General features: G+C 63.5%; 8 protein-coding genes. 2 read left to right on the top strand and 6 right to left on the bottom strand.

The window, feature by feature from the left end; genetic code table 11:
• Positions 1-204: 204 nt before the first annotated feature.
• Positions 205-1,152, bottom strand: coding sequence for a hypothetical protein (locus BLT08_RS19560; RefSeq protein WP_090311386.1), 948 nt, complete (start codon positions 1,150-1,152; stop codon positions 205-207).
• A 906-nt stretch (positions 1,153-2,058) separates the two neighbouring features.
• Entirely contained in the window at positions 2,059-3,849 is a 1,791-nt protein-coding gene (locus tag BLT08_RS19570) for a hypothetical protein (protein ID WP_090311390.1), read from the bottom strand.
• A gap of 468 nt (positions 3,850-4,317) precedes the next feature.
• Between BLT08_RS19570 and BLT08_RS19575 the strand changes: the two genes are divergently transcribed.
• Positions 4,318-5,622: a hypothetical protein gene (locus tag BLT08_RS19575; RefSeq protein WP_090311393.1), complete on the top strand. Its 1,305-nt coding sequence runs from the start codon at positions 4,318-4,320 to the stop codon at positions 5,620-5,622.
• A 118-nt stretch (positions 5,623-5,740) separates the two neighbouring features.
• Here the strand turns inward: BLT08_RS19575 and BLT08_RS19580 are convergent, their stop codons facing one another.
• The 4 genes from BLT08_RS19580 to BLT08_RS19595 all read right to left on the bottom strand — a co-directional run bounded on the left by BLT08_RS19580 (position 5,741) and on the right by BLT08_RS19595 (position 10,569).
• On the bottom strand, positions 5,741-6,070 hold the full coding sequence (locus BLT08_RS19580; RefSeq protein WP_090311396.1) for a hypothetical protein: 330 nt from the start codon (positions 6,068-6,070) through the stop codon (positions 5,741-5,743).
• Positions 6,071-6,290: 220 nt separating this feature from the next.
• A complete protein-coding gene (locus tag BLT08_RS19585; RefSeq protein WP_090311398.1) occupies positions 6,291-7,496 on the bottom strand; it encodes a carboxylate--amine ligase in 1,206 nt (401 codons plus the stop codon).
• Between the two features lie 29 nt (positions 7,497-7,525).
• Positions 7,526-8,746, bottom strand: a complete 1,221-nt coding sequence (locus tag BLT08_RS19590) for a GNAT family N-acetyltransferase (RefSeq protein ID WP_090311400.1) — start codon at positions 8,744-8,746, stop codon at positions 7,526-7,528.
• Between the two features lie 230 nt (positions 8,747-8,976).
• Positions 8,977-10,569, bottom strand: coding sequence for an alkaline phosphatase family protein (locus BLT08_RS19595; protein WP_090311402.1), 1,593 nt, complete (start codon positions 10,567-10,569; stop codon positions 8,977-8,979).
• Positions 10,570-10,856: 287 nt separating this feature from the next.
• Here BLT08_RS19595 and BLT08_RS19600 point away from each other — a divergent pair, with 287 nt between their 5' ends.
• Positions 10,857-11,807, top strand: a complete 951-nt coding sequence (locus BLT08_RS19600) for a polysaccharide deacetylase family protein (protein ID WP_090311404.1) — start codon at positions 10,857-10,859, stop codon at positions 11,805-11,807.
• Positions 11,808-11,891 lie beyond the last annotated feature (84 nt).

Genomic DNA, 11,891 nt, shown 5'->3' on the forward strand with positions numbered 1-11,891 from the left:
GAGGGGGTGGAGGGGTGAGTCGCAGTGAGAATGAAGGAGGACGTCGTCAGCGGGGATGTGGACTCGGTCGATGGAGGGGGTGGAGGGGTGAGTCGTCAGCGGGGATGGGGGTCGAGTCGTCGGCGGGGTGGAGGGGTGAGTCGTCAGCGGGGGTGGAGGGGGATCGTTCGGTGCTGGCGTCAGCGCGGTGTCGAGTATCCTCGATCAGGCGTCACCGGCAGCAGCGTCTTCGGCGCTGGTCGGGGTGCCCTCGGGGATGAACGCCTCGGGATCGGTTCCCGAGTCGTCCTCGAGTTGGACCGACGAGCCGGCGTGTTCGACGATGCCGGCCTGGTCGTCGTAGTCGGTGTCGCGCACGAGGACCTCGGTTCCCTGTCCGTTGGCGCCGGCGTCGATCGCGGTGTGGTTGCCGTTCATCTCGATCTGGCAGTCCTCGATCTCGATCGTTCCGGGGGCCCAGGCCCAGATGCCGCGGCCCGCGTAGCCGTCTTCGTCGACCAGGATGGCGGAGTTCGTCACCTTACTCCCCTCTGTCGCGAGACGGAAGTGGGAGACGTGACAGTTGGCCGCGAAACAGCTGTCGATGTGGATCGTTCCGCCGCCGCTGTTTCCGGGTGCGGAGCCGTAGACCGCGTTGTCCGCGAAGCCCTGAATGTTGACGTTCTGCATGTCGATGTGGCCCGCGTGGTCGGGGTTGACCCAGAACGCGGTCTGTCCGTGACCGGTCGAACTGCCGTTGCGGTCGTCGGAGCCGTCACCGAGGTAGACGTTCTCGATCGTACTCGAGCCGCCGGCGTCGGAGATACCGAACGTTGCGGAGCCGGCTCCGGAGGTGTTCTCGCCCTCGAACCCGATGTTGCGGATGGTCCAGTCGCTCCCGAGGGTCGTGATCGTCACGTCCTGCCCGGTGGTCATGTCGAAGAGTTTGTTCTCCCAGGTCTCACCGTCCTCGATGGTGATCTCCTGGTTTGCGGCTTCGATGACTTCGTAGTCGTCCTCGTCCTGCGCGGCGGCCGTGCCGGCCGCACCGAGCGAGGTGGCGGCGGTCACGACCGCTGCGAGCGAACGCACGTAGGTGCGGCGATGTAAGCCACTGTTACGGTCTGCAGTCGGCGTAGTGTCCGTCTCGGACGAGCGGGGGTTCTGCGCCATACACTCTCGTAACCTGGGCTTACACTCATAAACTTTTCCTTGGAAATATAGCCTCAATTTACAGAATGTCTTTCTACCATTTCATATTGTAGCAGAATTCGTGATTATTCTACTAAGAAATTGTGAACGTACGTGCGGGAATACGGCGTCCGTTAGCCACTGTTTTCGGCAGAAATAGATGATTACTGCGCTTCAGAGCCGGTGTACTGCCTGTTTTTCGAATCGACGGTCGATCGTTCTGATCGTTCACGGACGGGTTCGAAACGACGTGAACGATCGGCGCGTTACGGTCGAAGCGCCCGTCGACTCGTCCCCGTCTGCTGTGTACGCAGCAAAACCAGTAGGGCGAACGCGTACGACGGACGGTTCCGATCGGTCGAAGACGGACGGGCTGTCTGCGACGACTCGCTCGCACGTCGTCCCGAAACAGCTCTTCGACCTCGCTCCTCCCAACCGTCGCGGCTCGTTCGTGAGGTCGATTCTCGCGAGCGACTCGTCGGGCGCGTCTCGAGTGGCGCGGGTTGACGATTGCGGGAAGCCACGGCTCCCGACGGGTGACGCGTAGAGGCCGCTCGCTCACCGAAGTCCCCACTCAGTCGCAGTACGCCCGTTCTCTCGCTCGCGTGCGACACGGTTCTACGGCATGGTCGGTCGGTCGTCGGTTGCGAGTGCTGGCTCGAGCGCGGTCGTGTTTGGACCTTCGTTTGCTGGTCCCCGCCGGCGACTGCTCGAGTTACCGATCTGCGCGATAGCTCACGTCGCGTTCGGCCGAACTACAGAAGGGAGTCAGCGACGGTCGGAGTGGGCCGCGGAAACGGTGACGATCGGACACCGTCTCGAGCCCGACGGCACGACGTTCGCACTTCTACGCGCGCGCAAAGAACAACCAGCTACGACTGAGCCGAGTTAGTCGTCGCCCTGGACGTTGTACATCCGGAACTCGTCGTTCGAGATTACTTTGTTCGTACTCGAGTCCTTCTCGAGGGCCTCGAGTGCGGCTTCGCTGTGGTGGAGCTCCTGGTAGACCTCGAGTTCGCGGGTGGTGTCGAACTCCGTCACGATGAAGTTGTAGTCCACCCCTCCATATGCGCCGCTAAAGTTGCCCTCTTCGAATTCATCGGGCTCGACGGTGCCGCTGGCAGTCGTTGCTGCGCTGAGACTCTCCTGTCCCTCGACGCCGTTGATGCCGTGGTCGTATCGGTACGGGTCGTACCCCAGCCCGACGAGGGGGACGTCCTCGTCCCCGTGCTCCATAGTGGTCTCGTAGCCGTTGAACTGCTGGTCGGTGATGTGCTGACCGGGGTTGTAGATGATCGGTGAGGCGAACACCGTCATCAGCCCGAGCACGAGACAGGCACCGAGCAAGAGCGCTGCGACGGCTGTCCCACCTGGGACCGTGATCACGCCGGAGAGCGCATCGATGGCGCGTGCGATCCCGACTCCCGCCAGGATCGTCAGGATGATCGCGATGAACCCGATCTGGCGGAACGCCATCGTCGGCGTGCCGACGAAGTAGATGAAGAACATCCCCGTCAGCGGGATCAGCGCGATCGCGAAGTAGTTGACGAACGACTTCGTCTCGGGATCGAGTCTGGTCCGGCCGAGCCACACCAGCAGGATGAACAGCCCCACGGCGAGCGAGATCAGTGCGAGGTCGAGGAACATCGTCACGAACAGTTCGCCGAGGCTCCCGCCGACTTCGCCGAGCGAGGCTTCGGCCTGGTCGACTTCGGCACTCCCGCCCACGTCTTCTGCGAAGACGCCGCTGACGAGCCCTTCGACGGCTCCTCTGAACCGTGCGTTACTCGCCGCCCAGACGGTGAAGATGACGCCGAGAACGGTGGTGTGGGCGTACGTCGTCGGATGATCGAGCATCGGATGGTCGTCGTACCGTCGTCGGGCGAGATACTGAACGCCGGTGACCGCAGCGATGAGGACGACGACGTTGATCATCTGTTGGGGGTGCATGAACAGCAGCCCGATACCGGTGACGTAGATGAGCAGGCTGAAGGGCGAGAGCCCGAACGGCAGCCGCTCGATCGTCGCGCGCCGACGGAGGTACGCGAGGAACGCGAAGATGACGACGGGCACCAGGAAGAGCGCGTTCGAGTTCGTGTGGATACCCATGTGCGTCGCGATGTTATTGATGGGAAGCACCATCCAGGAGACGATCGCGGCGACGCCGATCGCCATTCCGTTACCGCCCATCTCTCGGACGACGAGCGGTACGAACAGCACGAACGGGAGGAAGGCGATCGCAACGACGAACAGCATTCCGCGCTCGATCGGAACGCCGCCGACGTAGTGAAAGACCGTCGAGATCGCGTGAAACCCGGGATAGAACAGTTCGTGTGGGGCCAGTGACCCGTCGATGATGTCCCGGGTCCAACCGAGGTGGGTGAGCGCGTCGCCCTTTCCGGAGAATCGGTAGTTCCTGATCACCGGAAGGCCCACAATCGCCGTCACCGCCGTTCCGCCGAGTGCGATTCCGTAGCCCTGTTCGCGACCACGGCAGGTGAGCGCCGTGCTGGCGGCGATCGCGAGCGCGAACGCGAACGCGATCCACGTAACCGTCGGCGTCCCGGTATAGATCGACGCTTCGTAGCTGGTTGCGGGGTTGGCTCTCGCGACGAGAATTGCGATCGCAATCGCGAGGAAGCCCACGGCGAACGTGACGTTGAGTGTCGACCGTTTCATGTGCTCTCAGAAGTGGCGCTGTCCGGTCCAGTGGCGATACGCATGTGTTGGACGGATGGTCATCGATAGCGACGTTTGTTATACGGCTCCTATCGGTTCTGCGCACGGAGAAGGCGTCGGTTGCTCGGCCGCTGTGACGTCGTTACAGCCGGTCGACAGCTCTCGAAGGCCAATCCGGTCGGGTTAGCTCCCTTCTCATCCCAGTTCGAAACCGCTCACGCCCCGCTGGTGTCCCTTTCTATTGCGCGGCTCGGCACCGATCGTTCTCCAACCGGTCCTGCCTACCCCGGTCGGAACTGCTCTCGCTCTGAAGTATGCACTCATTACCGATTCCAACCCGTCGATATGGATTGCATTCCCGAATTCGAGACGATCAACGGTTCTGATGCTTTTTGTACCCGTTTGTACTCCGTTGACTCGACAGCGAACAGTGCGCAACCGACACTGTGGCGCGATCTCGACCTAACTATGTCATCAATCGTCATCGACCACGTCAGCGCAGATGGTACGACCCTCGAGTGTGACGTCCGGACGTCTCCGGCGCTCGAGCGGTTCTTCTCCGGCGAATCGTTTCGAACCGAGTACGACGTTCCGATCGAGGACGTTCCCGACGCAGTCCTCGTAATCCCCGTTCTCGCACAGGTCTGTCCCGTCGCGTGGGCGAACGGTGCCGACGTCTACGTCGACGAGGTCGACGCAACGTTTGCCGCGGCGTTAGACGACGTTCAGGCGTCGCTGTGCTCGATGCACGACTTCCTCGAGGGCGGCACGCTCTACGCGAAAGAGACCGTCGACGTCCAACGGGAGGCGGGCGGCGAGAGCGGCCTGCTCTTTACCGGCGGCGTCGACTCGACCTGCTCGTACGTTCGCCACCGCGAGGAGGAGCCGACGCTGATCAGCATCCGCGGCTGGACGATTACGCCCGACGCCGCCGACGACGACAAGTGGGACCACCTTCGTTCTCGGGCCTCGTCGTTCGCCGACGATCACGGTCTCGAGACCGCGTTCGTCGAGTCGAACATGCTCTCGTTTCTCGCCCACCCGATGTTGCTGGCTCACTACAAGCGCCACGTCGACGGCGCCTGGTACAGCTCCGTCGGCCACGGGCTCGGATTACTCGGTCTCTGTGCGCCGATGGCCTACGCGCGCGGCATGGACGACCTCTACGTCGCCGCCACCCACTGGGAGGGGATCGACCTCGAGTGGGGTTCACGGCCCGATATCGACGACCACGTCCGCTGGGCCGGTACCCAGTGTCACCACGACTCCTACGACTTGACTCGACAGGAGCGACTCGACGCCATCGCCGACTACATCGAGGCGGAAGCGCCGGCGCTCCAGTTACAGACCTGTAACGTCCGGATGGACGGCAACTGCGGCGAGTGTGAGAAGTGTTACCGGACCGCCGTCGGCCTGCGTCTCTCGGGACTCGAGCCGACGGACCACGGCTATCAGTTCGAACACGAGGACTACCGGGAGATCCGGACCGCACTCGAGGAGGGCCGGTGGGTCCTCGGACAGGACGAACGCTACATGTGGGAGGACATCCGCGATCGCGCGCGCGAGACGGAGCCGTCGTCGCCCGACGAGGCGGCCTTTTTCGCGTGGCTCGACGACGCCGACCTCGACGAACTCGTCTCCGAATCGAGGTCGCCGCTCTCGCACCGAATCCTTCACGCGGGCGCGAGAAACACGCCGGCCCGCGTCTACAACACCGTCTACCCGGCCTGGCGGAGCGCGAAGTCCGGACTGCAGCGCGTGCGAAGTCGCTGACGACGTGGCGGCCGCAACCGGTTCCCGTGTGGCAGTACCCTACCCTCGCCGCGCTCGACGCATCGCTCCGTACCGACCGACATCTGAAAAATCGAACCCCTACCTGGACGCTGCGCGTCTACCGTTCGGGAACGCCGTAGTCGACGTGCACGTTCGGAACGCTCGCGGATTCCGGCGCGGGGACGCCGTTCCAGTCGACGAGGTGGACGTTCGTTACCTGGCCGTCGAATCGGAATCGCTGGACGCCGACGTCGATCGACCCTTCCGCGACGCTGCCCGAAACGATGGTCGCTTCCTCGACGGGATCGTCCGTGTCCATCTCGATCTCACCGTCGACGGTGATCTCGAAACTCGAGGGAACGCCGCGTCCAACGATCGTTACGAGGTTCGGGAGTGGTTCAGCGTCGGTCGTGGCAGCTTCGTTCTGTACCGGAGTGTCACGTGCCATACTGTGGTAACCCGAGTATCCCGGTATAAGCTTTCCTGTCGAATTAATGGTAGCTGTTTTGGAAATACACTCAGTTGGATACTGACACTGCGGTGAACCGCCATCTCGTTGCTGACGAGAACTGGACAGCCACGGCCGGTGGCGGATCCGTCGGACGGTCCACGACTGCCCGACTGGTTCGGCCGATCCTCGCTACGCTCGGACATCGGAACCGATCACGCTACTGCCGGATCGACGAGAGCGTGTTCACGAGATCCCGAACGAACGGCTGTGGATCGTCGCGAGAGAGATAGTCGAACCGCGGCTGCTCGAGGAGCGAGCGACCGATATCGAGGACGGCCTCAGCCAGCCCCGGCTTCTCGACCAGATCGATCTCGTCGGTGAGGACGGAGTGGAGATATAACAGTTCGCCGCGGAGGAGGTGGCCGCCGATGCCCGGCTGATAGCTGTGATCGATTCGGTCTCGCATTCCGTTCGCCAACAGCCAGTAGTAGTACGGAAAGTCCGCGCCGGCCTGTACCGAAAACGGCAGCGACGACCAGAACCGGGGGTTGACCTCCATGAGTTTGAACTCGCCGGTCTCGTCGTCGCGCAGGAACTCGACCATCGCGAGCCCGTGCCACTCGAGTTCGTCGAGCAGCGCCAGTCCGGCCTCCTCCAGCGCCGGAATGTCGACCGATTCCCGAAACGCGCTGGGGCCGCCGGCGTAGCTGTACCCCCGTCGCTGTCGGTGTTGAAACGTCGCGACCGGCTCGCCCTCGTCGTAGAGGGCGAAGAAGCCGTACTCCTCGGTCGTCGAGACGTACTCCTGAACCAGCGGGACGTGTTCCATCTCGGTCCGGACGTCCTCGGTACTCCTGGCGGGATTCGACTCGAGATACTGGGTCGACGGCGGTGCAACGCACCGTTCGGGCGCATACTCCTCGAGGTACTCGTCGCCCAGAATCGTATACCGCGGCTTGACGATCCACTCGCGTTCCCTGTCGGGGGTCGCGGTAAAGAGGGTCGTCTCCGGCGCGGCGACCCCTGCCGCGGCGGCGGCCTCGAACAGCTGTACCCGATCTTGGGTGCGCGACAGCGTTTCGAACGTCGGCCAGGGGGTACTCACGTGCTCGGCGAATTCGTCTCTGTACTTCGACAGCACGTAGATATCCGGCTCTCGGACGGGAATAATCGTCTGGACGTCGGACCGCTTCGCGAGCGAGCACAGGACGTCCTTGTACGCCACGAGATCCTCGTGCGGGGACGGGGCGTGGACCGCCTCGTCGCAGTACTTCGACGCGAACGCCGGCGTCGATTCGTCGCTCGAGACGACGATGGTCCGGATGCCGCGGCGACCGAGCGACCTGACGCAGGCGACGGAACTCGGTGCGACGACTCCCGGAACGACGACCGATTTCGTCCCGCCCCGACCAGCAGTCTCCATACGTCCAGTTCCCGTCCGGAATAGAAATGTTATGACGTGTCTACATCGAGGCCCGAGAGCGTCCACTCGTCCCTCGTCGTCTCCTCGAATTCGGTTTCCCGATCGAGGTCACGAGCGAGGAGCGTCAGCGCAGTCGGCCGCTCCAACGTCGAGAGCGGAAACCGTGTGTCGGGATAGAACCGGTACCGGATCGGCGTCGGCAGCGTCTCCCCGAACGCGGTGACGTAGTTTCGATCCGGACAATCGGCCAGTGCTGCCGCTAGTAGCTGATTGATCGCGTCCTGCGCTGACGTAATCTCTCGTGGAAGGCTCTCGACGATCCGGAGGTGGTCGTCGACGCGAGAACAGACCAGCGCCGCGATCGGCGTTTCGCCGTCGCGCGTCGCAACGTAGGTCGTGTAGCTCCGCGCGGGATTCTCGAGGCGCCACCGGTAGAACTCGGCGGTTCGATTCGTGTGAATGCCGTCGGGAATCGACCGCCGGTATACCGACTCGAGAACCTCCGCGGGCGGCGTCTCGAACCGGATCGCGGCGATCTCCGAATCGGCCTGCGTCACCAGCTTATCGCCCGCGAGCTGCGAGCTCGTGATGACGTCGGAGAGGACCTCGGCCACGCCGTCGTCCGAACCGTCGTTCTCGCCGATGAGGTCGCCGGTGTCGTCCTCGGGCGGAAGATCGCGATACACCCATCCGTCCGATCCATCGCCGCTCGCCGCTGTCTCGTCGCTCGCCTCCGACTCGTCTCCGTCGCCGTCGTCTACCACCTTCTTTACGCTCTCGACTGGGTCTTGTGGCCGGTAGTACGTCGGGATCGTTCCGATCTCTTTCCAGCCGTGTTTGAGGTTCCCCGGCTTGGCGCTCTCGTTGGGGAAGTTAAAGCACAGAGACGGTGGACCGTCGGCGTATCGCTCGAGCGCGTACTCGTTCATGCGGCTGAACAGGCCCCGGTCCCGGTGTTCGGGGTGGACCATCGTATCGCAGGGCTGGAACGCGATCGGCCGGTCGTCGCCGACGCGCATCTCGAGGGCGAAGAAGGCCCGACAGCCGACGAGTTCGCCGCCGGCGTCGGCGACGACGATCGGTACGTGGTCGGCGTACGGATTCTCTGCGTACTTCCAGCGGAACCAGTCCGCGCCGCGCTCTTTCTCGAAGACGGTCTCGTACAGCGACAACAGCGCGTCGCGGTCGCTGGATTCGAACGAGCGGACCGTATACGACGGTTGCGTCGCCGGTGATGTGGATTCTCCCATAGCGAAGTCTCGTGCTGCCAGCCTGATGGCGGTCGGTCGTTCGGTTCGCGTCGATGGCGTTCGTTCCCTCCGGGAATCAAACGGACCCGGGCCGAACACGGAGCGTCGGCCGAGAGACGGTTCGGTACAGCATCGACTACGGACGAGTGCTGATACGCTCTCACTCGAGTATCGCTATAGCCGAAAACGCAACTTGAGTGACTAGTCGAGACCGATCGTATGCCCCCCGATCACTCCATGTAGCCGAGGCCCTTCAGCCGATCCTCGACCTCTCCGAAGTCGTCGTCGACCTCCTCGTCGGTGCCGCCCTGTGAGACGCCCGTCCGTTCGACCTTCGTCGATGCGGGAGTCGTCTCCTCGTCGAACGCGTCGAAGAGGACGCGACCGTCTGCGTTCTTCGGGACCGGTTTGCCGATGCCGTGAAGCAGTGTTGGCGCGATGTCGACGACGCGCGCCCCGCGAAGCTCCGCCCCGGCGTCGATCGACGGTCCGCGACAGAGGACGATCCCCTCCTTGCGGTGGCTCGCGTCGTAGTTGCCGGTGTCGCCGGTCGGCTCGTCGGTGAGCGCGTTTCGGGCCTCGTAGACGCCCCGTCCGTTGACGATCAGGTCGGGCGAGTCGTCGTCGGTCGGGAACAGTTCGTCGCCGTCGAACACCTTGAGCATCGGCTCGCCGTCGTCGTCGGTCACCGACTCAAAGAGGTCGGTGAGTTCGTCTTTGATCGCCGGCACCTGGCTCGGATCGACGACCCCGCTGTCGAAGCGTTCGGTGTCGTTGACGTACAGGCAGCCGGCGCCGTGGACGAACGCGACGGTCTTCTCGTAGTCGACGTCGTAGAGGGCGTGATCGCCCGGGATCTGCTCGGCAACGGTGTCGACGATCGACCGGGGCAGCGTCGAGACGATCTTCTCCTCTGAGATGCCGACCCGCTCGAGCGCGTCCGTGATCCGGTCCCGGGAGATGCCGAGACTCGAGAGCGCGCCGCGGGTCCCCTCGTCTTCCTCTCGGAAGAGGTAGCCGTCCTGTTCGAGGATGTGGTTGACGTAAACCAGTTCCTCGATCGGCCCGAAGCCGTGGTCGGAGACGGTGTAGAGGTCGGCGTCGTGCTCGTCCGTGTAGTCCATCACCTCGCCGAGGATGTCGTCGAGTTTCTTGTAGTGATCCAGCAGCCGGTCCATATCCCAGATGAGGTGCTGGAATCGGTCGGGCGCGGTGAAGACGAAAAAGAACAGCCCCCAGTCGTCGCCGGCTTTCTCCATCTGGAGCTGCATCAGTTCGCGCCGGTTCTCGAGCATGTCGTCGACCGCGACCTCGAACTCGTCGAGTCGGTCCGCGTAGTCGGGGTAATCCAGGCTGATCTCGTAGTCGGGGATTCGGGACTCGATCTCGTCTTTTAGCTCGGGCGGGTGCGTGTACTCCTTCTCGGTCGATGGGGTCATCATGCCGGTGACCATCGTCCCGTCGATGGCTTTGGCCGGATACGTCATCGGGACGTTGCCGACGTGGGCTGGCGAGAGCTGCTCCCAGAGCGTCGGTTGTTGCATATCGTAGCTGGTGTACATCTCGTGCGTATAGTTCGACGAGAGGTTCTGGAAGCCGTAGAGACCGTGCTTGTCGGGCCAGACGCCCGTCGCGATGGTCGGCCACGCCAGCGGCGTCGTCGCCGGCTGGGTGCTCTCGAGGGTGCCGGAGGCGCCCTCTTCGCGCATCCGGGCGAAGTTCGGGAGCTCGCCCTCGTCGCTCCATTGTTCGATGAGTCTCCACGGTACGCCGTCGAATCCGAGCACGAATGCGCGCTCGGCTGTCTGGGAAGACCTGCTCATGATTGGATATCTGAGACGTTGGGGACGTCTGCTGTGCTGGAAGTTACTGGTTGTCGGCTTTGTTATGGGGAGATTTCATCCACCGTCCGGACGATGGCCGGCGAATTTGCTCGATTTGTTGTCGAATGTCGCTCCCTATCGTGTTCCAATATACCACGCCTATATCCGGCCACTATACGTCAGCGAGAACCCCGTCGCCCGTAACAGGCCACCCATAACAAAACTATTCGTCGGGTAGCTGTGACGTATGAGACGGATTCACCCGCCGTATCCTGGTGGTGACTGCCGTGGGTAGCGTCGTTATCTCCCTCGACGCGGAACTCGGCTGGGGCTTTCACGATCTCGAGGACCCGCCGGACGACCGCGTCGAATCGGGCCGCCGCGGCTGGAACGTCATGCTCGAACTCTTAGACGAGTTCGACGTCCCCGCGACGTGGGCCGTCGTCGGCCACCTCATGCTCGAGGACTGTGACGGTCGCCACGCCGACCACCCGGCCCCGCCGGGCTGGTTCGATCGCGAACGCGGCTCGTGGCGCGACCGCGAGGACCTTCGGTTCGCTCCAGACCTCGTCACCGATATTCTCCGGGCCGACGCCGACCACGAGTTCGCGAGCCACTCGTTCTCCCACGTTCTCTTCGGCGGTGAGGAGACGGATCACGAACTGGCCGACGCCGAACTCGAGCGGGCGATCGAGATCGCCGACATCTGGGATCAGTCGATCGACTCGTTCGTCTACCCGCGCAACGACGTGGGCCACCGGGACGTCCTCGCGGATCACGGACTCTCGGCCTACCGCGGCAAATCTCCGACCAGAGACGGCGTCCGCGGCGTCGTCGACACGACGCTCCGGGATCAGTCGATGATCGTCGAGCCCGAAGTCGACGAGTACGGGCTCGTCAACGTCCCGGCCTCGATGTTCCTCTTCGGGTTCGAGGGGCCGGCGCGGACCGTCGCCGAGTCGATTTGGACCGATCCCATGCTCGAACTCGCTCGGCAGGGCATCGACGACGCGGTCGACGCCGACGGCGTCTTCCACATGTGGCTGCACCCGAACAACCTGACGAGCGAACGGGATGACCGTCGGATGCGAGCGATCCTCGCGTACCTCGAGCGGCGACGCGCCGAGACGGATCTCACGGTCGAAACGATGGCGGACGTCGCTCGACGGGTTCAGGGGTTTGCGGGAACCGACGTCACGGAGCGGATCGACGGACAGATTCCGGCGAGCGGTAACTGACGGCTATCGTTCCCGCCAGTGACGGTTGTTCTCAGCTGAACCGCCCGCCGTCCCGGCACCTCGAGCGCCCACCGGCGGAACGAA

The organism is Natronorubrum texcoconense (genome assembly GCF_900100335.1).
GTDB classification, from domain to species: domain Archaea; phylum Halobacteriota; class Halobacteria; order Halobacteriales; family Natrialbaceae; genus Natronorubrum; species Natronorubrum texcoconense.